We start from the raw sequence: 23,231 nt of genomic DNA on the forward strand, positions 1-23,231 counted from the left end.
TCTACTAACGAGTAGCAGTCCTTGCCTAATATGGACGGGTGACGGCCGAAAGATCCTTTGGTCCAGGGGGGGACCCGCAGTGGCTCGATGCTGCGGAAATGAGAGCGTGGCGCGCCTATGTAGACGGCGGCCAACGATTGATGGGGGTGCTCAACAAAGATTTGCAGGACGCACATGGCCTGACGATGGCGGAGTACCGGATTTTGGTGATGCTGTCCGAATCACCCGACGGATCGGCACGTATGAGCGACCTCGCCGACGGCGTCCTGTCCTCGCGCAGCCGGTTGACCCACCAGATTCGCCGGATGGAAGGCGACGGGATGGTCTCGCGGAACACCTGCGCCGACGACGGCAGAGGCGTGCTTGCCGCCATCACCGACGAAGGCGCCCGCAGGCTCGCTGAAGCGGCTCCGACACATGTGTCGAGCGTCCGGAAGCATCTGGTCGATCTGCTGACACGGCGGCAGCTGACAGTGCTCGGCGACATCTTCGAGGAGGTCGACGCGGCGATGGGCGAGTCGGAGGTACAGGTGCGCTGACCGACCGCGATTCGCCCCGCGGCGCACGGGGCGTTTAGTATCTTCTACGGAAGCGTGGCAGAGCGGCCCAATGCACTCGCCTTGAAAGCGAGAGACGTGTAAAAGCGTCCGGGGGTTCAAATCCCTCCGCTTCCGCCATCAAGGCCCTGATCTCACCAGTCGGTGTAGGTCAGGGCCTTTTCAGCTCCAAGACGAGAACGACCAGTCGGCCGTTGTTTCATCCGCGACGGATGATGTGGCGGGCGGCGGTCGGCGGGATGCTCGACGTCATGAAACGCACCGCGGCGATGAAGCGCACTGTGGCCATGTCTGCGCTCTGTGGACTCGTATTGTTCGCGGCGGCGTGCAGCGACAACGACACCGACAATGCGAACTCCACCGACGCATCGGCGAGTAGCACTCGCGAGATTGCGTCCAGTGTCGCGAGCGAGGTGCAGGGTAGTGCCTCGGCTGCGGCCAGCAGTGTCAAGGCCACCGCGTCGGCTGCGGTGGGCAACGTCCAGGACACTGCGTACCTTCAGGCGCTCGAAAGCCAGAACATCAGCTTCGGGAGCACCGAAGATCAGGTCGCGGCCGCTCGCACCGCCTGCGACGAGTTGTCCGGCGACACCAGCCTCGACGCCACCAGAGTCAAGATTGCGGAGACGACCGGACTCGACGACGCCCAGTCCCGCACGTTGATCAACATTGCCGTTCCGATCTACTGCACGACGAACGTCGGAAAGCTGACCGTCAACTGACGTCGTCTATCCATCATGCGGAAGTTCACAGATGCAGTCGAGTCCGGCGATCACAGCGCAGTGGAGACGCTCTTGGCCGAAGACGTACGGTTCACCAGCCCGGTTGCGTTCAAACCCTATGACGGCAAGGCGATCACGTCGGCCATCTTGCGTGGCGTCCTCCGCGTATTCGAAAATTTTCGTTACACGAAGACGATCGAGAGCGTCGACGGACGCGACCATGCGCTGGTTTTCGAAGCGACGGTCGACGGCAAGAAGATGAACGGATGCGATTTTCTCCATCTCGACGAGAACGGCTTGATCGACGACTTCGTGGTGATGGTCCGCCCGCTCTCCGCAGCGATCGCTTTGTCCGAGGCGATGGGTGCTCAGTTTCCGCAGATTACTGCGGAGGCTGCGCAGTATCGCCTGGTGTAGGCAAAAGTCCACGATGCGCTACTCGCGATCGAGACATTCTCGGCCCATGCCTTCGCAGGTACGGGCAGGCTCCGCGATCGAAGGTTGTGACCTACCGCTCAGCCAACTCTCGTGCTTCGTGAGCGAGATCGTCTGAAGTGGCGTCCATACGGGCGATCTCGCGGTCGCGAACCGTCATGATGGCGACGATCGGTACTGCCAATGCGAGAAGCCCGAGGACGAAGACTGGAAAGATGAACGGGAACAACGCAAGTCCGACGGGTGCGGGTGCGGATGTGTCGCGGGCAATTTCCACTGCGGCCATTCCGGTGTAGTGCATGCCGACTATGGCGATCCCCAGGATCGGACCGGCGATCAATCGCAGCGTGGTGGATCCCATCGCCATCATGAACCACAATGCGGCTGTGGCGCCAACGACAGCGATCACGAGTGAGAGTGCGACGAAGAGCGTGTTGTAGTTGATCTGGCCCTGAAACTGCACGGCCTGCATGCCCGTGTAATGCATGACGGTGATCCCCATGCCGACGAGGGAGCCGGAGGCTATGAGCCGCGACCAACTGAACTCGGTTCCGAGCATGTACAACGCGGCGAAGACCGCGATTACGGCAATCAGAGCCGAGATGATCGTCCACGACAGACTGTAGCGAAGGGGACTGCCGGGTAACGCAAACCCGAGCATTGCGACGAAGTGCATCAACCAGATACCGACACCACCGATGGACAATGCGCCCATGAAAAACCAGCGCATTCGCGCCGCGGGGTGCCTTGCCGACATGCCATGTCGGGCACACGCCAAACCGATGACCGATCCCGAGACTGCAATCGCGAACGCCAACCCGAGCAGCCAGAGCCCCATGGAGAAATGGTTCATTTCGTCCGACATGCCAGTTCCTTAGATTTGTTGTTGTCCGGGTGTCAGCAGGGCGCTGTCGCCGCGATACGTTCGAGCGCGTACTCGGTGATCGTGATCAAGGCCTGCTTCGACGATTCTCGGTTACGCGCGTCGACGTCGATCATCGGTACGTGGTCGGACAACGCGAGAGCCTGACGAAGGTCATTTGTTGCATGTACGGGAGCATCGTCGAAACGGTTGACTGCCACGATGAACGGCAAACCACGGGCTTCGAAGAAGTCGACAGCGGCAAAGCTGTCTTCGAGACGGCGCGTGTCGACAAGGATGACCGCGCCGATCGCGCCCGTGATGAGGTCGTCCCACATGAACCAGAATCGCCGCTGACCGGGTGTGCCGAACAGGTAGAGAACCAGGTCGTCGGCGAGCGAGATGCGGCCGAAATCCATTGCGACTGTTGTCGTCTCTTTGTTCGGTGTCGAGCTGAGGTGATCGATGCCGTCACTGGCGTCGGTCACCATCGCTTCGGTGCGCAAGGGGACGATCTCGGAGACCGTCCCGACAAGGGTGGTCTTGCCGACGCCGAATCCTCCGGCGATCACGATCTTTGTCGACGTGACGCGAGACGGCGCGTCAGAGTTGCCGAAGTCCACGGAGGGTCCTTTCGATCAATTCGCGGCGCTCGACCGCAGTCGCGTCGCTTCGCAGAGTGGCTTGCACTTTCAATGCCCCGCTGACAACGAGATCCGCCACCAGAACCCGAGCCACCCCGATCGGTACACCGAGGTATGCCCCAATTTCCGCGATCGAGATGCGCTGCCCGCAGAGCGCGACAATCGACGCGCGAATGTCTTCGGGCGCCAGGCCGCTTGCGATGACATCCTCTACCGTTGCGACGATCGCTTCGAGCGGAAGGTCGATGGACGGCTTCGTCCTACCTTCGGTGATGGCGTACGAGCGAACGAGACTCGGTTCGGGATCAGCGTGCTCGGAGTAGTTTTGGGGCATCGACGTCAGGTATCCCGACCTGATCTAGGAGCGATGTCCATGGTCGTTCCGACTCGATCGACCAGAGTGACCATTTCGAAACCGATCTGACCGATGTCGCATCCCGCTACGGCTAGCGCAGCAAGATAGGCGCCAGTGCCGACGCCCATGAGGAGCAGGTAGCCGTTTTCCATCTCGACCACCGATTGCAGAACTGCGCCGCCGTCGAACAGCCGAGACGCGCCGGCAGAGAGACTGGCGAGTCCGGATGTGACGGCGGCCAACTGGTCCGCACGATCCAGAGGAAGGTGCGAGCTCGCCGCGCTCAGCAATCCATCGGCAGAGACGATGATGGCGTGGCTTACTCCCGGAACGTCGCGTGCAAAACCCGACACCAACCAGTCGAGTGCGCGAGGAGTTTCTGGGGCTCCGACAGAATTCACTGTTCTCCTTCGTCTTTCTGAACATGTGTTATCGAGTGCAACGCTGTGTTGTTCTCGCTGTCAACGTGTCGGCGTCCCCGGCTGAGGCCGGATTGGTAGTCACTCCACCCGCGCCTGATCGTTTCCGGGTCGACGCGTTGACGGTGGGATCCGGAACGGGCAGAGCTATTGGTGGGCCTGACAGTTCCGGGAACCAACCGCGCACCGCGGTCCCGGATCGGGAGTCCCGAATCGGCCATCTTGCTGGAGGGCATGTCCGTCGACGCGTGAGCGGCAACCCATCCCTCGTCAGCCTCGGTTGTCCAGATGCTGCCGTTTGTGGCACCGGACTCGTCGTCCGTGGGGTCGATAAGCCACTCGGACACCATTCCGGCGAAGATCGGTGACGCAACCGGTGGAACGTCAGAGCCGGCCTCGGGAGCGTTCGCGCTGAAGACGCCCACGGACGGTGGGGTCGGGTCTCGGGGTGGAGTCCAGTCGCGAGGTGGTGTGGTTTCGCGCGGTGGGGTCGGGTCTCGGGGTGGAGTCCAGTCGCGAGGTGGTGGCGTTTCGCGCGGTGGAGTCGGGATGCGACGTGGTGTCGAGTCGCGCGGCCGGGACGAGAAGAACGCCGCTGTGACGTTCGGGTTCGGAGCGCCGAACGGGGCTCTAGGCACAGGTCCAGCGGCGGGGAACTCGCCTGTATCCGGTTGGTCGGCAACCATTTCCGCCTTGGGCGGCGGCGGAGCTATCGGTTGGGTCGTGAAGGCATTGGCGGTACCGGGTACCCCACTGCTCCCTGGGGTGCGGCGTGGAAGTCCGCTCGCCATGGGAAGGGCGCTGGAGTTGGTCTGCGAAGCAAACGCAGAGGACGCACCTGAAACAGCTGGCGGCACAGTGGAAGCAACAGGGTGTGAAGATTGACGATTGGGTAGCCAGTTCCCTGATGCCACCGAAGCATCGGGATTATGGGCGCCTGCTACCGGGAATGCGACAGCGCCTTGACTCGATGTAGGTGTTCCCGCCGCGACGGAGTGAACCGACAATGCTGCGCGAGCCTGAGAGGCAAGTGCAGCCGTCGACGTTCTGATCGCGGTGTCGCGTGGCGCCTCGAGCAGTGCAATCGGCAGGTGAACCATCGCAGTGATGCCACCGCGATCAGATGTGCCCGCGGACGGGCGTAGACGTACCGAAATACCGTATCGACTGCTGATACGACTGACGACGAACAGCCCCATGTGGCGGGCGGTGTCAGGACTCATCTCGCCGCCCGACGAGAGGCGCCTGTTGGCGTCGACCAGGTCGTCCGGCGACATTCCGATACCCAGATCGGCAATCTCTACGAGCACGGAACCGTCGTTGGTGCGTGCGGCGTCGATCGTCACTGTAGTTTCGGGCGGTGAGTAGCGCAGGGCGTTGTCCAGTAGTTCGGTGACGAGGTGCACTACGTCTGCACTGGCCTTGCCACTGACGACAGCAGACAGAATTTGTCCGAGTTCGACACGCAGATAGTCCTCGACACCGGAAGCTGAGGCGCGTAGAGCGTCGGCAAGTGCGATCGGTGCGGTTCGGACGCGTCTTCCCTCGTTGCCGGAGAGGATGAGGAGATTATCGCTGTTGCGTCGCATTCGGGCGGCGATGTGATCGAGGCGGAAGAGATTCTCGAGGCGATTCGGGTCGTCTTCGTCTTTCTCGAGTTGCTCGATGAGCACGAGCTGTTGTTCGACGAGGGACTTGTTTCGACGGGAAAGCGTTTCGAACATGTCGTTGACCTGGCGGCGGAGAGTTGCCTGCTCGCCGGCCAGTGTGATCGCCTGCCCGTGCATGTCGTCGACCGCGCGTGCGAGTTGCCCGATCTCCTCGTGTGTCTCTACAGGTACACGAGGTATCTCGAGGTCGACTATTCGTTCGCCGGCGCGGATTCTTTCGATCGCCTCGGGGAGTCCATGACGTGCTGCTGTGAGCGCGGCAAAACGTAGGCGCTGGATAGGTTCGACCAACGAGCGACTGATGACGAGCGCGAGGACGAGGGCTGCGAGGACGGTGCCGACGACCAGCGCGGCGTCTCGAAGCGCTGCGGATTGGGCGGCGCCGGTTTCGGAGTTCGCGGTGGGGACGAACCGGGCGATTGCGGCATCAGCGATGGCGTCGTACTGATCGCTACTGGCTTGGAGCCCGAGGCCGATCTCCCTGCTCAAAGGGGATCCCGGGGGTGTGGCCGCGATTGCGCCCAGACGACTCTGAGTGGATGCGCGTAGAGAATTCAGCGCGGCCAAGGGGTCCTGCGAGGGGTCCGCCTCGACTGGCGGAAGTACTCCACCGGGCGTAGCCAGTGGCATGAGACCGCCGAGACTGCCAAGTTCTGCACCAGCAGTAGAAATAAGGATGGTGCGCGATTGCGGATCGACGTCGCCGTTGCCGAACAGAATGTGCTGATTGGCCAATGTTCGACGGGCTCCCCACAAAGGCGCCAACTCGGCACCACGCTCACGCAGAAGGGGTAGCTCGGATTTGGACAAGAGATCGGCGAACGGGATCCAGAGCTCGGTCGACGCCTGACTGTAGCGAGCGACCAGTTGGATAGGCCGTTCGGAGCTGGTCGGAACCTCGTCGATGAGTGCCCGGCTGTTCTGCACGGACTTGTCGACCAGGTCACTGAGCTTAGCGTCGGTTCGGAACACATTCGCGGCAACCGTGAAATCCTGCAGCGCGATTGTCGCTTGTGCGGTCGCTGTGGCGGTGTCGGCGCCGGAAGCAGCCGCAACTGTCACTGCCTTGAGAGCTTGTTCCAGCCGAAGTGCCGCAGGAACGGCGAATGCACGCTCGGCTGACGTATTGAGGTCCGCGGCGTCGGTCAGTTCGCTCTGGATCCGGAGGCCACCGAACAGAACGGCGACGAGCATCGGAACCGCGAAAACTGCGATAACCTTCCAGCCGAGGCGCCATTCGCCGATCGACCACCACGAGGTTGTCTGTGCATCGTCTTTCATGCGGTCCAATGCCTCTTCGCGTCTGCCATTGAAATCTGTTGTCCCCCGGTTGGACACTGATCGACTTTCCTTCGACCAATGCAGTCGAATGAAAGCGATTCGAACCGTAACAGAATGATGTCGATTTATCAGGTTTGCGGTCTTCAAAGTCCGGGCTTAAACAACTTTTTCCCTGTTTACGATGCATCTTCGGTGTCGGATGCTGGAGACTCGATTATTTCGATGAACCAAATCCGGCCGCATGTAGCCCTGCATCGACGGGTGTGGGTATCAAATGGGGACGAGCGGGTACTACCTGCGGATGAGCGAAGAAGCGCGACGTAACGACGGTGACAACGACGGTCCGCTCGAAGAGGAACTGGAGGAGAGTTTCGACGCCGTCGTCTCCGAAGGCGGTGAGCGTCTCCACCGAACCGTGCGCACGGTTCTGATCACAGGATTCTTCGGCGGTCTCGAAGTTGCTCTGGGTGTCATGGCCTATCTGGCGGTGCTGTACGAGACCGACAATCAGCTACTGGCGGGGCTTGCGTTCGGAATCGGTCTGGTGGCGATCTTTCTGGCACACGGTGAGTTGTTCACCGAGGACTTCCTCATGCCGATCGCGGCGTTGGTCTCCCGCAACGGCACACCCGCGCAGTTGGCGAAGCTGTGGATCGGGACGTTGTTGGCGAACCTGATGGGCGGGTGGTGTGTGATGTGGCTGGTCGCGCACGCCTTCCCGCAATGGCTGTCGGTACTGTCGGAATCCGCGCACCACTTCGTCGACGCTCCGCTGAACCTACAGTCGATCTGCTTGGCCATCCTCGGCGGCAGCACGATGACCCTGCTGACCCGCATGCAGCAGGGAACCGATTCCGACGTCGCGAAGATCATCGCGGCGATGTCGGCTGCATTCCTGCTGGCCGGATTGCAGCTCTTCCACTCGATCCTGGACTCCCTATTGATCTTCGGCGCCATCCACGCTGGCGCAGACATCGGTTACCGAGCGTGGATCGACTGGTTCGGATACACGGTGGGTTTCAATATCATCGGTGGCGTCGTGCTGGTCACCGCCCTACGCCTGGTGCGAACCAAGGAATTAGTGAAGTCGGAGCGCGATCGCCATCCCGATTGATCTCGTGAACGGGATCGAGCATTCCTGGACGAAACCGAGGTCATTCGACCGAATGACGCGTTCGAGAACCCATCTACCTGCGCGTGCTGAGGATTCGAACGAAACCGTGGTGTGAGCGATCTCTCCATCGCTCTACGGAGCCCCTGCTCATGCGGCTTGCTTGGATATGTCCCAAAGAATCGATAGAACTTTTGTACGACCTCTATCGCGGCTACTGTGGGTGGAACCGCAACTGCAGTAGGTCTACCTACTGGTGGGTTAGGTTGAATCAGAAGTTGTTCGTGTTGCGCCCCAAGGGGTGCGGCGGGGGAGGATGGATCAGTCAAATGCACCGTCGTGTTCTGGCAGCGCTGGGAACCAGCATTGCGCTGTCGATACTGGGGACCGGTGTGGTGTCTGCTCAACCGCTGCCCGGGACCGGAAGCTCCGATGCTGCCGTGACGCCGTTCGGTGAGTCCGCACCGTCGCCCTCGGCTCGGATCGACCATATCGAGATGATCACGCCCCGTCGTGCTGCCGTGTTCGTGCAGTCGTCTTCGATGAACAAGATCGTTCAGGTTCAGGTCTTGTTGCCTGCAAGGGGCGGTCCGCGCCCGACTCTCTACATGCTCGACGGCGTCAGTGCCGGCAAAGAGTCCGACTACGCCGAGAGCACGTGGACGCAGAAGACCGACATCGTGGACTTCTTCGCCGACAAAGACGTCAACGTCGTGCTTCCCGTAGGTGGTTCGAGTAGCTACTACACCAACTGGAATGTGCCGGACCCAATCCTCGGCGTCAACATGTGGGAGACGTTCTTGACGTCGGAACTTCCCCCGCTCATCGATGCTCAGTTCTCCGGCAACGGCACCAACGCGATCGCGGGCGTCTCCATGGGTGCGCAAGCCGCGATGGATCTCATTACCCGTCACCCCGATCTCTATACCGGTGTGGCAGGCCTGAGCGGCTGCTACGACAACTCGCAGCCGAATCTGAAAGATGCCGTTCGCGCCACCGTCGCAACCAATGGTGGTAATGCGAGCAACATGTGGGGTGAGAACGCCGATCCGAAGTGGGTCGAGCATGACCCGTCTCGAAACGCAGAAGCCTTGCGCGGCAAGGATATCTATATTTCCGTCGGCACCGGTTTGCCCGGCCCGTACGAACTCGGACCGGGTGGCACCGGCATAGAGTCGGCCGCCATGGGCGGACCGCTCGAGGCTGCCGCGCTCTACTGCACAACTTTGTTCGATACCAAACTTCGGTCTATCCGCATCCCGGCCAAGTTCGTCTATCGGCCTTACGGCATCCACCAGTGGCCGTATTGGCAGGACGATTTGCGCGAGTCCTGGCCGACGCTCCGCGACGCTCTGAACATCTAGGACTCGCGCAACGGGGTCAGATCGCCGAGAAGTGTGCGAGCACGTGCTCGGCGACGGCAGCGGGTTGCTCGAGAGATACCGAGTGGCCCGCAGCTTCGACGCTCCGGTAGCTGCCCCCGGATGCCTCGGCGATGTTGACGTCCGAGATGGGCGGCGGGTACGCGTGATCTTCCGTCCCGGAGATTGCGAGCACCGGCACCGTGCAGCCGTTCAATTCTTCGACGATTCGCGACCGGTGAATCACCTGGTAGGCAGAGCCGCCGATGTTGGGCTTCAGTTCCGCGATCCGGCCGCGCCACTCCTCGACGGCGGGTGTGCCCGCGGACAAGCTGGTGTCGCCGAACATGATGTACAAAACGATGTCGGTATTCTCGCTTCCCCCGATGTCGGCCAGTCGCTCGACGAGGGGAGCAAACGCCTCCAGTTGATGCTCCTCCTCCGCCGAAGAGCCCATTGCGACGGCGGACAGCAGCAACTCGGGTCGCCTCGCCGCCAATCGAAGCGCGACGAATCCGCCGAGCGAGTTTCCCAGGAAATGCACGCGACCCAGTTGCAGTTCTTCGATGAACGCAGCAGCGTCCTCGGTCAGGATGTCCACGGACACCTCGGCGCGCGGATGCGTCGAACTCTCGCCGTGATTACGGTGGTCGTAGGCGAAGACGCGGTGCCCTGCGTAGGCCAGGAGTTCGGCCAGCGCGTCGAACATTCGATGATCGAAGAACAGTGAATGACTGAGAACGACAGGGGTGCCGTCCTCCGGTCCTGATACCGCGTAGGACAATCTCGCGCCGTTGACCTGGATCGTGTTCATGTCGGACTCCTGACAGAATCTTGCCGCCGTCGTGACCCCTCCGCTGTGATGGGGGACACGTATACTCTCTGGACGATAGGGCGCACGTATGCGACGGGTCTGCCGGTGACGCGCACGGAATCGACGGCCGGGCGCACGGATCAAGGCGCGAAAGGTATTACTCAGCGGTCCGAAGACTTTCAACTGGTGGAGTTCAGTTCCGACGCGATCGTCTACTCACGAAGCGCCGCATCTGCGCGCTCCGACGACGACCGGACCCTGCGAGTAGTGGTCCCTCGCGCGGGCACGTTTCGTTTTGCTCACGGCGACGATCGCGCCATCGTGGGCCCGGGTGCCGCGGTCGCGATGTCGATGGCCGCTCCCTTCTCCATCGAGCACGGCCCAGGCGCGCGAGCATGGGTGGTGAGCGTCCCGGAGTCGGCCTGGCCATGTTCGGTCGTTCCCGTGAAGCCGCGGGTTCTCGATCTTGCCTCGGGTATGGGTGCCGGTGGCAGCTGTAGTGACCGAGCAGCTATCGATGCAACGAGATGCCCTCTCGGCAAGCAGTTTTCGTGAGATCTCCGATGCGCTCACCAGGATGCTGGTCGGTGTCGCATCCGATTTGTCCCGGTGGCCGGATGTCGCGCAGGCCGCGTCGGCGCTGGTGAAAACGCAGTCCGACGACCCGACTCTTACCCCGAAAACGCTTGCTCGACGCCGCGGCTGGTCGCTGCGGCATGTGCAGGCCGTGACACAGTCGGTGGGCACCAACCCTTCGGAGATGATCCGGACCAGCCGGCTCGTTCGTGCTCGTGCTCGGCTCGACGATCCAGCTCAGCTCACCGAACGGTCGCCGAGATCGCCCATCAGTCGGGTTTCGGCTCGGTCAGCACCTTCAACGCGGTGTTCCGTGACGAGTTCGGGATGAGCCCTCGGCAGGCACGGGTCATCGATGAGCGGCGGTAGCTGCGTATTTCAGGAACGCGTCGTTCTCGTGTGGGTCGCCGATTGTGATACGAACCCCGTCATTTCCGTAGGCGCGCAACAGTATTCCAGCTTCTGCCGCGGCTTCGGTGTAGGGGCCGGAGAGGGCCCCGAGTGGTAAGAACACGAAGTTCGCCTCCGAAGGTGCGACGTCGTAGCCCAGCTCGGTCAGTGCAGTGCGAACCCGTTCACGTTCTGCGACAAGGGTATCGGTACGGGCGAGGAGCTCGTCCTTCGCCTCGAGTGATGCCAGAGCTGCTTGCTGTGCGACGGAGCTCACCGCGAATGCGATGCGAACTTTGCTCATCGCGGTGATCACCGCCGGGTCGCCGACGGCATATCCCACGCGTAGCCCGGCCAGCCCGTACGCCTTGGAGAAGGTGCGGAGAACCAGTACGTTGCGATGGTCGCGAGCCAATTCGACACCGTCGGTGTACTCACCCTCCGGGTTGTCGCGGGCGTACTCGAAGTAGGCCTCGTCCAGTACCACGAGGACATGCGCGGGCACCGCGTCGAGGAATCGTTCGAGTGCAGATCTGGCCACGACGGTGCCGGACGGGTTGTTCGGGTTGCAGACGAATATCACGCGGGTGCGCTCGGTGATCGCGGCGAGCATGGCGTCGAGATCATGCACGTGCGCCGCGTTCAGCGGGACCTCTACCGGCGTCGCACCGGCGACGCGCGCGATGATCGGGTACGCCTCGAAGGACCGCCACGCGTACAACACTTCGTCGCCGGGGCCGCACATGATCTGGACGACTTCCTGGCACAGCGCGACCGATCCGTTACCGACTGCAACATTGGCCGGGTCGACCTTCACGTGCGCGGCGACGGCGTCCACAAGGGCAGTGGCGCGTATGTCGGGGTAACGGTTGACGGTGACGACCGACTCGGCGATCTTCTCGCGGACGCCTGGGAGTGGTCCTTGCGTCGTCTCGTTGCTGGCCAGCTTGATCGCACCCGGGAAGTTGCGTCCGGGTACGTAGGCGGGAATTGCGTCGAGGTCGGTGCGGATGCGAGCGGTCACGGCTCACATTATGCGCCAGGTGGAGCTGATCGTTTCCTGTGCGTCCGCCGGTAATCCAGCGGGGCGTGCCCCGCCGCACTATTTTGGTGTCATGTCGGGAATCTTCACGGATGTGGCAGTGCTCCGAATCGACGCGGACGACGATGAGCAACCGCCTGTGCAGCACAAGGTGCCGCTGACGGCCATCTCCCCGGAAGGGCACGTCCGAGGCGGGATCGTGGTGTTGCACGAATCCCGCGAACTACCGGAATCGCTACTGGACTTGCTGCGCGCGCTCGCACTCGAAGGATGGCTGGCCGTCGCCCCGAACTTGTTCCATCGAGGCACCGAGGGTGATGAAGTTTTCGGCGAAAACCTGTTCTCCGATTTCGACGCAACCTTCGACTGGCTCACTTCCCGAGGTGTCTACCCGGACTGCGTCGGTGTCATCGGATTCGACGACGCCGGAACTGCGGCGCTGATCGTCGCAACGAACCGGCCGATCGGTGCCGCCGTCAGTGTCGCGGCGGCGGGCATCGTCCAACCACTGAACGCCGACGCCATCGCATTGATCGAAGCCGCGCCCTCGCTCCAGGCGCCCTGGTTGGGTCTGTACGGCGAGAACGACCCCAGGACCCCACCGGAGCACATCGAGGGCCTACGTGACGCAGCCACACGGTCGTCCGTAGCCACCAACGTCGTCAGCTATAGCGGATTGCGCCACCGCGCCGACGAACCGCAGCCGTCACCCGGCAGTACCGAAGACAGCGACCCGGCGGCGGCGGCCCTGATCGAAGCTCAGGCCAGAATCTTCGATTGGTTCGACTCGTTCCTCAGGTGAACGGGATATGACCAGGCGTTTTGCGTTCTCCTCTCAACCGTGTGTAATCTCGTTCCTCGGCGGTCCGAGAGGGCCGGCAGCCTAGGAGGCGTGCCAGAGCGGCCGAATGGGAGTCACTGCTAATGACTTGACCCTTCACCGGGTCCGGAGGTTCAAATCCTCTCGCCTCCGCCAAGCTGATCCGCAAGGACCAGCCAGTTTGACGCAGGACCGTTGATTCGTAAGGATCAACACAATTGAACATGCGCCCGTAGCTCAACGGATAGAGCACCTGACTACGGATCAGGAGGTTAGGGGTTCGAATCCCTTCGGGCGCACAAGAAAATAGCCTCGTACTTGCGGAAACGCAAGTGCGAGGCTATTTTTCTGTCTTCGATTCCGAGGGCTCAGGGTGTCCGTTTTCGATGGGTTCCGTCCGAGCGGACGTAAGGGTCTGTCATGATCGGGGGATGCTTGGACTCATTGGATTGTTGCTCGTCGTGTGGCTGGTGTTCGTCATCCTCGGGTTCGTTGTCAAAGGCTTGCTCTGGTTGGCGATAATTGGGATCGTGTTGTTCGCAGCAACCGCTGCGTGGGGTTGGGTGAAGCGAAACACTCGCACCTGACGCTGGGCTGATTCGCTCATCGATAGTGCGGACGAGTTCAGATGGCGCCCTCGGAGTGGCGAGGTGTCGACGTTGCGAGGGCAGCAACAACTTGAAGAAGATTCGCGGCACTGAAGCTTTCGGGCCTACGTACGACGTCTATCGCAGCTCCCTGGATGAGAGCGACGAGTGTGGATCGGAATGCGTCGGCATCGAGATCGTGTTCCCGGGCGAATCGGTCGGTGACGGGGTGAATCGCGTCGGTATACAAACGGAGACCCGCGTCGATCTGGTCACGAAAATCGATGCTTCTTCGGAAGAAATAGAACTGGAAAAGTAGGTCGACTTCATCACTCTGAGTGTGGAGGCCTTCCAATTCTGTGGTGATCATCTCGTAGAGGGCGACGTCTGCGGGAAGGTCCTCGCCGAACCCGTCTTCGGGCCCGTCCAAGGTCGTTTCGAGCAGTCGCGCCAGCAGTGCGTGTAGTAGTCCGTTTTTGGTTTGGTAGTAGAAGTAGACGAGGCCGCTGGAGAGATCAGCTTCTGCGGCGACAGTCCGGGCTGTGACCGTTTCCAGTCCGCCATCGAGCGCCACCAGTTTTGCGGCGGCAAGGATGTCGCTGCGCCGCTCGAGTTCTGACTTCTTTGCTCCGGCCACTCTCGGGAGCCTAGACCAGGGCAGGTGTATGGCCAGCAGGTATGAGGTTGTCCAGAGTCACATTGCGCAGTATTGACCAGCTGGTCAATACTGGAGGTATTGGTTTTGCTTCATCGATTTCGACTGCTAGGAGAAGAATTGTGTCTCATTCCCTGAGGAACCAAACCGTCTTGGTCACCGGCGGCGGCAATGGTATTGGCCGGCTTCTCGCCTTGGGCGCTGCTGAGCGTGGTGCCCGGGTCATCGTGTGGGATCTGTCCGAAGAGGCAGGAGGCAATGTCAGCAAGGAGATCGTAGCCGCAGGTCACCCCGCCGAGGCCTACACCGTAGATGTGTCCGATCGCGATTCCGTCCAGGCCGCTGCGAAGGAAACTGGGCCTGTCGACGTCCTGATCAACAATGCGGGGATCGTCACCGGCAAGAACCTCCTCGACGCCTCCGACGAAGCCATCGAGCGAACGATCCGCGTGAACACGCTTTCCCTCTTCTGGGTCACCCGGGCCTTCCTTGGCAACATGATCGAGAACCGTCGCGGTACCGTCGTCACCGTTTCCAGTGCTGCGGGGCTTGTAGGGGTCGCCAAGCAAACCGACTACTCCGCGAGCAAGTTCGCCGCCTTCGGTTTCGCTGAATCACTCCGTGTCGAGCTCTCGAAAGCCAACGCCGGTGTCAACTCGCTGGTTGTGTGCCCGTACTTCGTCAGCACCGGAATGTTCAAGGGCGTGCAGACGAAATACCCACTCCTGCTACCGATTCTCACGCCCGAGTCCGTTGCGGAGAAAACCCTGACAGCGATCGAGAAGGGCCGCCACGAGTTGATCATGCCCCGATTCGTGAACCTCCTGTCGCCCGCCCGCGTACTTCCGGTTCGCTGGTTCGACAAACTCATGAACCAGCTCGGCGTCAACAACACCATGGATCACTTCGTCGGCCGCGTCGAGGCGAAGAGTAAGAGCTGACGACGCTTGCGTAGGTGGGATCTGAGCCCACTGTTACTACGACGATTGTCTCGGACGCGTGCCGACCGGACTGACTTCTGGTGCTCAGCAAGGCGGAGCAAAGGTCTTGCAGGGGAGTGCTCCTCCAGGCGGACAGAAGGGCCGCTGTGGCAGGCCCGGATCGCGGAATCGCCGTCGCGGTCCTTCGTCCACACGCTGCCTCCATCGATCCCACACAGAACAAGGAACCCTCGCGATGACGCTGCTCGACTCCGACACCACCCAACGGACCGTCACCCACCCCTTGAGCACCTTGACAGCCAGCGAAATCACCACTGCACGAGAGATTCTGGACCGAGCCGGATTGGTGACCGCGTCCACGCAATTCGTGTACGTCGGCCTCGACGAATCCGTGGTGCACGCCTTCGAACCCGGGGACAACATCGACAGACGCGTCCGTGCACTGCTCCTGGACCGCGCCACCGGAATCGGAACCGACAACATCGTCTCGGTGACCGCCGAGGAAGTCATCAAAACGACGACCCTCGACACCGCGAAAGACGGACACGTACCCATTCTCGAGCCACGCTTTCAAGCGTCGTGCCGTTATTTCCAGAGCCTCTGCTGCGTAGTGATCGACCGGCCACGCGGCGAACAATGGCACCGTCACCGCAACGCCATGGTGTGTCGACTGTGCTCGATGCAAGCCGAACCTGGGCGCTTCGAGGACCAGCGCGGTAGCACGTCCGCTGGCTGCGATGGCTTGAGCGACGGTGCCGTTGCGCGAAATTTAGGCCAGCTCGAGTGAATTTCTGTCAGCCAAGGCTGCACGCTTCACCGTGTTCTCGAACGCGCTTCCGTTGCCCGGCAGCGCTATCGGTCGACCGACGAGCGCGGCCAACTCGACGGAGTCGAGAAGGTCGACGGCTGGTTCCCCGATCACAGCAGGCGTACTCTGCACCGATATCGGGAGGTCAGCGAGCTCGATCGAGGCAAGGTGCGCAGGTGGAAGAAAAGTGCTGACCACAAGGTCGGTGCCCGAGGTGAGGGTCGCGTACAGCTCGTCCGGGCGCGCGGTTCTAATGTCGACAACCGGAGCGGCTGTCTCCGCAGCGAAAGGTGAGATCACGTACTGGGCTGTAGTTTCCATACATGCGAAGTGAAAGGCGGGGTTGCCTGCGTACAAGGTCTTTATCACCTCTTCGGCGCGAGAGACCCCGGCGAGAATGTCGGACACAAACCCCAGAAGCTTGTCCCCCGCTGCGGTGAGGACCATCCCGTGCGGGGTTCGTTGGAACAACCGGACACCCAGACTTCGCTCGAGACCGGCAATGTGCCTGGACAGGGCAGGTTGGGAGATCGACTGATCGAGGGCTGCGGCGCTGACAGAACCCTGTTCGGCGACGGCCCTGAAGTGCTCCAGCGAGCGAAGATCCATGATCGATCACGCTAGCGTCGTTGACGCACAAGCCACTCGCCTCGTCGTACGACGTTCATCCGCGAGCGAACCTCGCACCGTCGCATTCCACGAACACAGGCCGACCGAACTCTCGAACGAGGACCCGGCTGACCGACCCCCTTGTGCTGTGGCCATCTTCGTACAACTACAAGCTCTGCGCGACGGCGCGCAAGAAGTGGACATTCTCGATGTCTCGATTGGTGCTCTCTTCGGCCGAGGTGCCGTAGGCGCGGTTGGCGGAAAGTTTGACGATGGTCGTTCGCGTGTCGGGGTCGACGTAGATCAATTGATTGAGCACCCCGACTGCGCAGTAATCACCGTAGTGACCGGCAGGGACCCACCACTGATAGCCGTAACCCAAGTCGATCTCATGTCCTCCCACGATCGGCCGACCGGCTTCCCGGCTGGAAGAATCGATAGTGGTGGAGCTGCGTACCCACTGCTGATCGATGATGCGGCGTCCATGCCACATCCCGTCGTTTCTGTAGAGCTCCCCCAGCCGGGCGTAGTCACGGGCGGTCAAATTCAATCCGGCATAAGACATCTCGGTCCCGCGCATATCGGTCAGCCAGTAGCTCGGTGTCTCGAACCCGAGTGGTTCGACCAACTTCTCGGCCATGTAGTCCGAGACGGTCCGACCGGTGGCATGTGCGATCAGGGCACCGAGTATCTGCGTTTCCCCCGAGTTGTACCGGCACACTGTCTGCGGCTGATCCTGCCTGACCATGCGCGCGACGAAGCCGTCGAGACCGCCGCCGAGTCCCATCATGGCCTTCGTGAGTTGGTGAACATCGGATCGAGAGTCGTTGTAGTCCTCGTTCCACCGCGCACCGGACGACATCTGAAGAACATCGACAATGGCGACCCCGTCGTACGCCGAATCGGGATCTACCGGTACGTACTTGCTGATGGGTTCGTTCACCGATGCGATATGCCCCTCCTGCACCGCTATTCCGACCAGCGCCGACACAAAACTCTTCGCAACCGACATCGACAACCAATTCACGGTCGGTCCGCCGGTCAGCCAGTACCGCTCGTACCGGACCGCGCCGTCGACGAGAACCAGCAGGGCGGCGGTATCGGTGACATCGAGGAATTCCGCAGTCGAGCGATTCTCACCGTCGAATCGGTAGGTCGAGGGAAGTTCGATGCTCTCGCCTACCGGCCAACTCTGCGGTGACGACGATGCCGGCATACGCCTGACGGGTGCCAGGGCGTCCGTGCGGGCGAAGTTCTCGTGCTGGGGTTTGCCGGTGAACAGTCCGGCTTCCGCCAACGAGGCAGGTCGCGAACGGACGAAGGCCCGGCGACCGAGATACCGCAATGTGAACAACAGTCGATTGGTGTCTCTGGTCGACGGCACAGGCTGACTCCTCGGTCGATGCACAAGTAATCGCACCAAAGTAGCAGCCCCAAGCGTTTTGATCAACCGATCGGTACTACCACTTTGGCGACGTTATGCTCGTTCGGTGGAGTATCGAGCATGAGCACCGACCGAAAGAAGGTCGACGGGCGCGCGGTCCGCTATCAAGACAGGCGGCCGAAGTTGCTGGATGCGGTCACCCAATATGTTCTCGACCACGGCGCGGCTGAATTGTCGCTTCGGCCCGTCGCGGTCGCGGTCGGAGTCACCCACGCAACTCTCTTGCGGCACTTCTCGACTAAGGAGGGTTTGATATCTGCAGTGGCGCAACATATTCGGGAGTCTTTCGAGCATGATCTGACAACAGACCCGCAGCTCACAACAGCCGAGTCATCTATCGAACTCGCCCGCGCAGTATGGCGCAAACTGTGCAATCCCCATCAGCGCCGTCAATTCGCCCTTCTGTTCGAGCTCGCAAGCAACCGCAGCAGGAACAGGAACACGGTAGATCCACACCAGTTGTCCGAGTCCATGGTCGGGAAATGGGTGGCAATGATCGCCGAACAACTCCAAGCAGATGGATGGACCAAAGACCAAGCCATCCTGCGGGCCACACTGTTTCTGGCTCAAATACGCGGCCTGCAACTGGACCTGCTCCTGACGAACGACCACGTACGTCTCGACGCCGCATTCGAGATCTCGCTAGAGCAACTACATCACTGAACCACGACGGCGGATAGCTTACGTAACCAGCCGGGCAGCATTACGTCTGAACCGTGACGACACCTGAACTCTCCACGGCCTCGCGCCGAGGTGCTACGCCGCAGTGGGAGTTGGGCGGTCTTCACGACGTTGATACGCAGCCCCCGCCTTCAGCATCGTGTAGAGCACGTTCGTGCGTCGCCTGGCCAGACAGATCAGCGCCGATCAATGGGGACCGCCCCGAGTTCAGATGCTCCTATTGGTGTCAAGCGGAATCGGAAAGTTGTCCCATCAACCATTCGCGGTAGCGAGAGGCGAATTGGTGGTTCGGTTTGATAGCCCGTTCTGTGCGCGAGATCGTCGTGAGGGAGACCGCGAAGTGGTCGGCGCAGGACTGCATCGACAGACCGACTCGGTGGCGTAGTGGCCGAAGGTCATCGGTGCCGGGGACGGACTGCGGGTGGACAAGTAGGGTGTAGACCTCACGGGCGATGTGCCGTTTGAGGCAACGCCTGATTTCCCGCGGCGATTTCCCCTCGGCGGTCCTCCGCGCCACGTAAGTGCGGGTGCGTTCATCGCTGGTTTGGCCGGTTCACTTCGACGACCTCGAGTTCTCGGTCGCGAAGCAGTCGGGTGACGGCGACTCCGTAGGAGCCTGTGCCTTCGACTCCGATCCGGTCCACGTCGCCGAATGACGTAATCCACTGCAGCAGAGTTCGATACCCGGCGACCGTCGTCGCGGCTGTGAATGTGTCTAGCAGTCGACCCAGATGGTCGACGACCGCGGCGACGTGAAAATCCTTGTGCGTGTCGATTCCCGCGTAGACCGCGTCGGCGACTGACTTTTCGGACAATTTCTACCCCATCCCATACTCGGTGGACGACTTGTCGTCCTGTCGTGTCGCCACCGGGCGCCACGACTTGTCGTCCTGTCGTGTCGCCACCGGGCGCCACGACTTGTCGTCCTGTCGTGTCGCCACCGGGCGCGGTTAGCGGACAAAACACTAACGATGAGGTCAAGGCTCCTATGAGGTCACACAACCGAGACTCGGCGACGCCCCACTTCGGCAGCGGTGTCGAGGCGGGAGCGTCGAGCAACGGCCGCCGACAAATCCAAACGAGGACATGGTTCAGTCAGTTGACATTCGAGTCAGACGACGCTGCTCGACGCTTCAACCATTATTAGTGTTGACTCGTCGGGTTGAGTGATTCAGGCCGCGTGTGCGGTCTGAATGATTGTCTCAAACTCGACTGGCATTTCGCGGGTCGGCGTGTCGATTCGCGGTAACAATTGGGTGGATTAGCCGGTCAACAGGCAGGACCCGACGCGGCCCATCGAACCTTTCAGGCCGTTGTTCTTGAAGAGTCGCTGGACCTTCTTGGAACGAAATTGGCTGCCTCGATCCGAGTCGCAGATCGTGCCGGCCGGGTCGCGTTGCGGATCGCTGAGGCGGCCAGTGCGGACTTCATCCGAGAGTCGATCGAGTAGCCCACGATCCGCCCCGAGTAGCAGGCCTTGACCGCGCACAGGTAGAGCTTGGGCATGGTCAACATCCTTCCAGCGAGGAAATCCTCACAGGTCAGGTGTCAAGCAAAGCCTGGGCAGTCCCCATCCTGGTGTCGTCGGACCGGTTCGCGAGCATTGCGTTGGGGGATCGTCAAACACGACGCTCTGGCGTGTTGCCCTCCCCGTGGTGTCTGGGAAGGGCAACACTGCGGAGTTCTAGATCTGCGTGACGTGCACGCCGGGGCGACGTTCGGACCATGGCATTGCAGTCTCGAGCTGCGATGCCAGCTGCAGCAGGATTGATTCTGAGCACATTGGCCCGGCGAGCTGCATTCCAATGGGGAGGCCGTCGCGAGATTGGGCCAATGGCAGGCTGATTGCCGGTGTTCCGGTCGTGTTGAACAGCGGGGTGAAGGAGAACGCTTCGAAAATCCGCCGCGTCCAGCCGAGGGCATCGAGGTTGGCGTCTGCGTTCAGGTAGCCCAGCTTCATGGCGGGGTGGTTGGTGGTGGGCGTGAGCAGGACGTCGTAGTTCTGGAAGAATCGCCCAACTTCGCGGGAGATTGTGTTGAAGGTGGCGTTGGCCGCCGCCATTTCCAGCATTGACAGGCCGCGACCGTACTGCACACACGCCCAGGTGGTGGTCTCGAGGTTCTCTGGTCCGGCGCCGGTGCCGGTCATGGCCTCGATACCTGCGACGGACTCGGCGAGGAACGCCGCCCATGCCTTGGCGGTTGCTTCGAGGAACTCGTCCCAGTCAAAGGTCGGCGTTGCGCGCTCGACATGGTGGCCAGCCTCTTCCAGGGTCCGGGCGACCAGTTCGGTCGCCGCTACCACCTCCGGGTCAACTGACGTGCCGGACCACGAGTCGGTGTGTAGCGCGATGCGCAGAGCGCCGGGATCGGCCCCGATTTCCTGCGCCCACGGACGCTGTGGGGGTGCGATGAGGAACCTGTCGCCCGGGTAGTTCACCGCGACTTCGTCGAGGAGGGTGGCCGCGTCACGGACGGATCTGGTGACTGCGAATTCGATGGCGTTGCCGCTGAGTGCGTTGCTGTCAATGTCGGGCCCGAGGGGCACTCGTCCGCGACTGGGCTTGAGTCCGACCAGCCCGTTGACGGCCGCGGGGATGCGGATGGAGCCGCCGCCGTCGTTGGCATGGGCCATCGGGATGGTGCCAGCCGCGACCAATGCGGCCGAGCCGCCGCTAGATCCGCCAGCGCTGCGGCTGGTATCCCACGGGTTGCGGGTGGGGCCGTAGACGAGGGCCTCTGTGTTGGCGTTGTAGCCGAACTCGGGCGTGGTGGAACTGGCCAGCGTGGCCAGACCCGCTGCCCGGAATCGCTCCATGAGGTGCGTGTCCGCGGGCGGGACGATGCCGTCTCCGAGCATCTGGGTGCCCATTCGCGTGGGCACGCCCTCGGCGTGACAGATCAGGTCTTTGATGACGAATGGCACGCCGGAGAACCGGCCATCTCGTGTGTAGTCAAGCGGTGCATCAAATGGTCCCGAGGCCACCGCATTGATTTCGTCATTGACTGCGTTGATCCCGTCCGTCGCCAGCGCGGACAGCTCATCCGCAGTGACGTCGCCATCGGCAACGAGCGCAGCTAGGCCTGTCGCATCGTGAGCGCAGTATTCCTCGAAGTTCACAGTTCCTCCTGGGTTGTGCGGTGGTGCTTGTGCACCGGCACCCATACCGTGGCATTATGTGCTTCAAGTTACATCGGCTGAATGGCCAATGACACGAGGCCCAAAGGGTGCCCGTCGGAGGAGTGCATGGCAGTCGACATGGCATGGTGGGTCCGTCTTTCCGACACCATCCGAGATGCTGGCAGTGGTGGCACGGCCTTGGACGAGCCGATTCGGATGATTCGCGATGGGCTTGGGTTTGATTGCGCCACCTTGGTGGGTCCGCCGCGGGCTGTTGTCGGGGACAGTCACCCCGTGGTGGTCAACCTCGACTACCCAGGTGAAGCCGTGCAGTACATTGCCACCACCTATGCCACACAATGCCCGGCCCATCGCTACGCCATCGAGAACCGCGTGGCCCGCCGGTTTATCGACCTGCCCTACGACTTCCGTGACTCACGTACCTATCTGGAAGCGCTCAAACCCTGCGGCTTCCATGAAGGCCTCACCGTGCCCTTGCCTCTTCCATTGGGTTCCGTACATGGAATCGTCCGTCCGGGCTTCCTTGCCCTGAGCTCCATCCATCGACGACCGCTGGATAATGCCGCCAGGCTGGCGCTCACCATGCTCGCCGCGGAATTGTCTATTCTCACTGATCCCCACCCCGAACAGTGTCGGCCTCCCGCGGAACTGGTCATTTGGGCAGGCCAGGGCCGCGTTGAGTCGCGGGTTGGGGACCGTGCTGCCGCCCCATTTGCCGACAAGTTAGTGGCCCGAATCGAGGCCCTACATTCGCGAGATGGCACGGGACTGCGATTTCGGCACCGTGACGCGACGGGACGATGGTGGCATGTCACCACCGATTCCGCACGCGAGGGGGTGCTGGTCCGACTGATGCAAGTCGAACCAGACGTCCACCTCACCGCTCGTGAGCTGGACGTGGTGGGGCTTGCCTCCCGAGGATGGACCAACGACGACATCGCGCTTTCGCTGGGCGTTTCAGTCCGCACTGCTCGAAGCCATATCGAGTCTGTCCTGTTGAAACTAGGCGTACCCAACCGGACCGCACTCGCTCGCGAGGCGATGCTGCGCGATCTCGACAGCCTGGACGCCATCCGCTGTGTGGCCGAGACGGCCCCCGCTTCAGTATCTGTTCCTAGACATTTACGGACAGTAGATCGGAGGAAGTGATTCTCGGGCTGGTACCGGGCCGCCTCTGACTCCAGCTTGTCATAAGACCTGGTTACGGGGGGTGAGGGCCAGATGACCGAAAACCGGCGCTAGGCAAAATGAGGCTTGGCCTGCTGCTGATTTCTGGATCTGGCTGCGCTGCTGGGCTGTCGGTGG

At 61.6% G+C, this 23,231-nt stretch carries 25 protein-coding genes, 3 tRNA genes and 2 pseudogenes; 16 read left to right on the forward strand and 14 right to left on the reverse strand.

The window, feature by feature from the left end:
- Nucleotides 1-98 precede the first annotated feature (98 nt).
- From BJI47_RS01145 to BJI47_RS01160, 4 genes are all read left to right on the forward strand, one after another.
- On the forward strand, nucleotides 99-539 hold the full coding sequence (locus tag BJI47_RS01145; protein ID WP_176224616.1) for a MarR family winged helix-turn-helix transcriptional regulator: 441 nt from the start codon (nucleotides 99-101) through the stop codon (nucleotides 537-539).
- Between the two features lie 48 nt (nucleotides 540-587).
- Nucleotides 588-677: transfer RNA gene (locus BJI47_RS01150), tRNA-Ser, on the forward strand.
- Between the two features lie 131 nt (nucleotides 678-808).
- A complete protein-coding gene (locus tag BJI47_RS01155) occupies nucleotides 809-1,279 on the forward strand; it encodes a DUF732 domain-containing protein (RefSeq protein ID WP_254900326.1) in 471 nt (156 codons plus the stop codon).
- A 15-nt stretch (nucleotides 1,280-1,294) separates the two neighbouring features.
- The gene (locus BJI47_RS01160) at nucleotides 1,295-1,696 is read left to right on the forward strand and encodes a nuclear transport factor 2 family protein (RefSeq protein ID WP_088941993.1); all 402 of its coding nucleotides are present in this window, start codon (nucleotides 1,295-1,297) and stop codon (nucleotides 1,694-1,696) included.
- 91 nt (nucleotides 1,697-1,787) lie between these two features.
- On the opposite strand, the gene BJI47_RS01165 is transcribed toward BJI47_RS01160, so the two are convergent.
- From BJI47_RS01165 to BJI47_RS01185, 5 genes are read right to left on the reverse strand one after another with little or no spacing between them, the layout of a single operon-like run.
- The gene (locus BJI47_RS01165) at nucleotides 1,788-2,579 is read right to left on the reverse strand and encodes an MHYT domain-containing protein (protein ID WP_088941994.1); all 792 of its coding nucleotides are present in this window, start codon (nucleotides 2,577-2,579) and stop codon (nucleotides 1,788-1,790) included.
- Between the two features lie 32 nt (nucleotides 2,580-2,611).
- Nucleotides 2,612-3,199: an ATP/GTP-binding protein gene (locus BJI47_RS01170; protein ID WP_088941995.1), complete on the reverse strand. Its 588-nt coding sequence runs from the start codon at nucleotides 3,197-3,199 to the stop codon at nucleotides 2,612-2,614.
- The gene (locus BJI47_RS01175; protein WP_084348379.1) at nucleotides 3,180-3,554 is read right to left on the reverse strand and encodes a DUF742 domain-containing protein; all 375 of its coding nucleotides are present in this window, start codon (nucleotides 3,552-3,554) and stop codon (nucleotides 3,180-3,182) included. Before BJI47_RS01175 ends, BJI47_RS01170 begins: the two co-directional genes overlap by 20 nt.
- Before the next feature lie 5 nt (nucleotides 3,555-3,559).
- The gene (locus BJI47_RS01180; RefSeq protein ID WP_084348380.1) at nucleotides 3,560-3,976 is read right to left on the reverse strand and encodes a roadblock/LC7 domain-containing protein; all 417 of its coding nucleotides are present in this window, start codon (nucleotides 3,974-3,976) and stop codon (nucleotides 3,560-3,562) included.
- Nucleotides 3,973-6,945, reverse strand: a complete 2,973-nt coding sequence (locus BJI47_RS01185; protein WP_125458626.1) for an ATP-binding protein — start codon at nucleotides 6,943-6,945, stop codon at nucleotides 3,973-3,975. Before BJI47_RS01185 ends, BJI47_RS01180 begins: the two co-directional genes overlap by 4 nt.
- 301 nt (nucleotides 6,946-7,246) lie before the next feature.
- Here BJI47_RS01185 and BJI47_RS01190 point away from each other — a divergent pair, with 301 nt between their 5' ends.
- Both BJI47_RS01190 and BJI47_RS01195 read left to right on the forward strand, forming a co-directional pair.
- A complete protein-coding gene (locus tag BJI47_RS01190) occupies nucleotides 7,247-8,059 on the forward strand; it encodes a formate/nitrite transporter family protein (protein ID WP_088942012.1) in 813 nt (270 codons plus the stop codon).
- Nucleotides 8,060-8,385: 326 nt separating this feature from the next.
- A complete protein-coding gene (locus tag BJI47_RS01195; RefSeq protein WP_088942013.1) occupies nucleotides 8,386-9,420 on the forward strand; it encodes an alpha/beta hydrolase family protein in 1,035 nt (344 codons plus the stop codon).
- Between the two features lie 16 nt (nucleotides 9,421-9,436).
- Here BJI47_RS01195 and BJI47_RS01200 read toward each other — a convergent pair whose 3' ends face one another.
- Nucleotides 9,437-10,231 carry an alpha/beta fold hydrolase gene (locus BJI47_RS01200; protein ID WP_088941997.1) on the reverse strand — a complete coding sequence of 265 codons (795 nt, stop codon included), beginning with the start codon at nucleotides 10,229-10,231 and terminating at the stop codon, nucleotides 9,437-9,439.
- A gap of 105 nt (nucleotides 10,232-10,336) precedes the next feature.
- Here BJI47_RS01200 and BJI47_RS01205 point away from each other — a divergent pair, with 105 nt between their 5' ends.
- Both BJI47_RS01205 and BJI47_RS24920 read left to right on the forward strand, forming a co-directional pair.
- A complete protein-coding gene (locus tag BJI47_RS01205) occupies nucleotides 10,337-10,786 on the forward strand; it encodes a hypothetical protein (protein WP_176224617.1) in 450 nt (149 codons plus the stop codon).
- Between the two features lie 54 nt (nucleotides 10,787-10,840).
- Nucleotides 10,841-11,176 carry a helix-turn-helix domain-containing protein gene (locus BJI47_RS24920; protein ID WP_217808489.1) on the forward strand — a complete coding sequence of 112 codons (336 nt, stop codon included), beginning with the start codon at nucleotides 10,841-10,843 and terminating at the stop codon, nucleotides 11,174-11,176.
- Here BJI47_RS24920 and hisC read toward each other — a convergent pair.
- Nucleotides 11,157-12,221: a histidinol-phosphate transaminase gene (hisC, locus tag BJI47_RS01215; RefSeq protein ID WP_088942000.1), complete on the reverse strand. Its 1,065-nt coding sequence runs from the start codon at nucleotides 12,219-12,221 to the stop codon at nucleotides 11,157-11,159. The genes BJI47_RS24920 and hisC overlap by 20 nt on opposite strands.
- 91 nt (nucleotides 12,222-12,312) lie before the next feature.
- Between hisC and BJI47_RS01220 the strand changes: the two genes are divergently transcribed.
- The 4 genes from BJI47_RS01220 (at nucleotide 12,313) to BJI47_RS23960 (ending at nucleotide 13,646) form a co-directional block, all read left to right on the forward strand.
- On the forward strand, nucleotides 12,313-13,041 hold the full coding sequence (locus BJI47_RS01220) for a dienelactone hydrolase family protein (protein WP_088942014.1): 729 nt from the start codon (nucleotides 12,313-12,315) through the stop codon (nucleotides 13,039-13,041).
- Nucleotides 13,042-13,125: 84 nt separating this feature from the next.
- Nucleotides 13,126-13,215, forward strand: a tRNA-Ser gene (locus tag BJI47_RS01225).
- A gap of 70 nt (nucleotides 13,216-13,285) precedes the next feature.
- Nucleotides 13,286-13,358 (forward strand) — tRNA-Arg (locus BJI47_RS01230).
- A gap of 132 nt (nucleotides 13,359-13,490) precedes the next feature.
- A complete protein-coding gene (locus BJI47_RS23960; RefSeq protein WP_176224618.1) occupies nucleotides 13,491-13,646 on the forward strand; it encodes a hypothetical protein in 156 nt (51 codons plus the stop codon).
- A gap of 37 nt (nucleotides 13,647-13,683) precedes the next feature.
- On the opposite strand, the gene BJI47_RS01235 is transcribed toward BJI47_RS23960, so the two are convergent.
- A complete protein-coding gene (locus BJI47_RS01235) occupies nucleotides 13,684-14,283 on the reverse strand; it encodes a TetR family transcriptional regulator (protein ID WP_176224619.1) in 600 nt (199 codons plus the stop codon).
- 140 nt (nucleotides 14,284-14,423) lie between these two features.
- Here BJI47_RS01235 and BJI47_RS01240 point away from each other — a divergent pair, with 140 nt between their 5' ends.
- Nucleotides 14,424-15,242 (forward strand): SDR family oxidoreductase, encoded by an 819-nt coding sequence (locus tag BJI47_RS01240; protein ID WP_088942002.1) that lies wholly within the window; start codon nucleotides 14,424-14,426, stop codon nucleotides 15,240-15,242.
- A 235-nt stretch (nucleotides 15,243-15,477) separates the two neighbouring features.
- Nucleotides 15,478-16,029: a hypothetical protein gene (locus tag BJI47_RS01245; RefSeq protein WP_088942003.1), complete on the forward strand. Its 552-nt coding sequence runs from the start codon at nucleotides 15,478-15,480 to the stop codon at nucleotides 16,027-16,029.
- Here BJI47_RS01245 and BJI47_RS01250 read toward each other — a convergent pair.
- Both BJI47_RS01250 and BJI47_RS01255 read right to left on the reverse strand, forming a co-directional pair.
- On the reverse strand, nucleotides 16,012-16,659 hold the full coding sequence (locus BJI47_RS01250) for a LysR family transcriptional regulator (RefSeq protein ID WP_088942004.1): 648 nt from the start codon (nucleotides 16,657-16,659) through the stop codon (nucleotides 16,012-16,014). The two genes, BJI47_RS01245 and BJI47_RS01250, sit on opposite strands and share 18 nt — an antisense overlap.
- Nucleotides 16,660-16,825: 166 nt before the next feature.
- The gene (locus BJI47_RS01255) at nucleotides 16,826-18,043 is read right to left on the reverse strand and encodes a serine hydrolase (RefSeq protein WP_088942005.1); all 1,218 of its coding nucleotides are present in this window, start codon (nucleotides 18,041-18,043) and stop codon (nucleotides 16,826-16,828) included.
- A 120-nt stretch (nucleotides 18,044-18,163) separates the two neighbouring features.
- On the opposite strand from BJI47_RS01255, the gene BJI47_RS01260 reads away from it, so the two are divergent.
- Nucleotides 18,164-18,766 carry a TetR/AcrR family transcriptional regulator gene (locus BJI47_RS01260; RefSeq protein ID WP_088942006.1) on the forward strand — a complete coding sequence of 201 codons (603 nt, stop codon included), beginning with the start codon at nucleotides 18,164-18,166 and terminating at the stop codon, nucleotides 18,764-18,766.
- A 445-nt stretch (nucleotides 18,767-19,211) separates the two neighbouring features.
- On the opposite strand, the pseudogene BJI47_RS24390 reads toward BJI47_RS01260, so the two are convergent.
- The 4 genes and pseudogenes from BJI47_RS24390 to BJI47_RS01275 all read right to left on the reverse strand — a co-directional run.
- A pseudogene (locus tag BJI47_RS24390) lies at nucleotides 19,212-19,328 on the reverse strand (IS110 family transposase); the annotation flags it as partial.
- Entirely contained in the window at nucleotides 19,318-19,599 is a 282-nt protein-coding gene (locus tag BJI47_RS01265) for a transposase (RefSeq protein ID WP_088942007.1), read from the reverse strand. The gene BJI47_RS01265 and the pseudogene BJI47_RS24390, both read right to left, overlap by 11 nt.
- Before the next feature lie 461 nt (nucleotides 19,600-20,060).
- Nucleotides 20,061-20,284, reverse strand: a pseudogene (locus tag BJI47_RS01270) (DDE-type integrase/transposase/recombinase); the annotation flags it as partial.
- 184 nt (nucleotides 20,285-20,468) lie between these two features.
- On the reverse strand, nucleotides 20,469-21,905 hold the full coding sequence (locus BJI47_RS01275) for an amidase (RefSeq protein ID WP_088942015.1): 1,437 nt from the start codon (nucleotides 21,903-21,905) through the stop codon (nucleotides 20,469-20,471).
- A gap of 216 nt (nucleotides 21,906-22,121) precedes the next feature.
- Here BJI47_RS01275 and BJI47_RS23580 point away from each other — a divergent pair, with 216 nt between their 5' ends.
- A complete protein-coding gene (locus tag BJI47_RS23580; protein WP_254900327.1) occupies nucleotides 22,122-23,075 on the forward strand; it encodes a helix-turn-helix transcriptional regulator in 954 nt (317 codons plus the stop codon).
- Nucleotides 23,076-23,231: the final 156 nt, after the last annotated feature.

Source organism: Rhodococcus sp. 1168 (assembly GCF_002091955.1).
In the GTDB taxonomy this organism is placed as follows: domain Bacteria; phylum Actinomycetota; class Actinomycetes; order Mycobacteriales; family Mycobacteriaceae; genus Rhodococcoides.

Bases quoted from the DNA above. Each gene is read 5' to 3' on its own strand.
- BJI47_RS01200 (WP_088941997.1), bottom strand. From the start codon at position 10,231: ATGAACACGATCCAGGTCAACGGCGCGAGATTGTCCTACGCGGTATCA.
- BJI47_RS01165 (WP_088941994.1), bottom strand. From the start codon at position 2,579: ATGTCGGACGAAATGAACCATTTCTCCATGGGGCTCTGGCTGCTCGGG.
- BJI47_RS01245 (WP_088942003.1), top strand. From the start codon at position 15,478: ATGACGCTGCTCGACTCCGACACCACCCAACGGACCGTCACCCACCCC.
- BJI47_RS23960 (WP_176224618.1), top strand. From the start codon at position 13,491: ATGCTTGGACTCATTGGATTGTTGCTCGTCGTGTGGCTGGTGTTCGTC.
- BJI47_RS01220 (WP_088942014.1), top strand. From the start codon at position 12,313: ATGTCGGGAATCTTCACGGATGTGGCAGTGCTCCGAATCGACGCGGAC.
- BJI47_RS01145 (WP_176224616.1), top strand. From the start codon at position 99: ATGAGAGCGTGGCGCGCCTATGTAGACGGCGGCCAACGATTGATGGGG.
- BJI47_RS01250 (WP_088942004.1), bottom strand. From the start codon at position 16,659: ATGGATCTTCGCTCGCTGGAGCACTTCAGGGCCGTCGCCGAACAGGGT.
- BJI47_RS01160 (WP_088941993.1), top strand. From the start codon at position 1,295: ATGCGGAAGTTCACAGATGCAGTCGAGTCCGGCGATCACAGCGCAGTG.
- BJI47_RS01155 (WP_254900326.1), top strand. From the start codon at position 809: ATGAAACGCACCGCGGCGATGAAGCGCACTGTGGCCATGTCTGCGCTC.
- BJI47_RS23580 (WP_254900327.1), top strand. From the start codon at position 22,122: ATGATTCGCGATGGGCTTGGGTTTGATTGCGCCACCTTGGTGGGTCCG.
- BJI47_RS01195 (WP_088942013.1), top strand. From the start codon at position 8,386: ATGCACCGTCGTGTTCTGGCAGCGCTGGGAACCAGCATTGCGCTGTCG.
- BJI47_RS01260 (WP_088942006.1), top strand. From the start codon at position 18,164: ATGAGCACCGACCGAAAGAAGGTCGACGGGCGCGCGGTCCGCTATCAA.
- BJI47_RS01190 (WP_088942012.1), top strand. From the start codon at position 7,247: ATGAGCGAAGAAGCGCGACGTAACGACGGTGACAACGACGGTCCGCTC.
- BJI47_RS01175 (WP_084348379.1), bottom strand. From the start codon at position 3,554: ATGCCCCAAAACTACTCCGAGCACGCTGATCCCGAACCGAGTCTCGTT.
- BJI47_RS01185 (WP_125458626.1), bottom strand. From the start codon at position 6,945: ATGAAAGACGATGCACAGACAACCTCGTGGTGGTCGATCGGCGAATGG.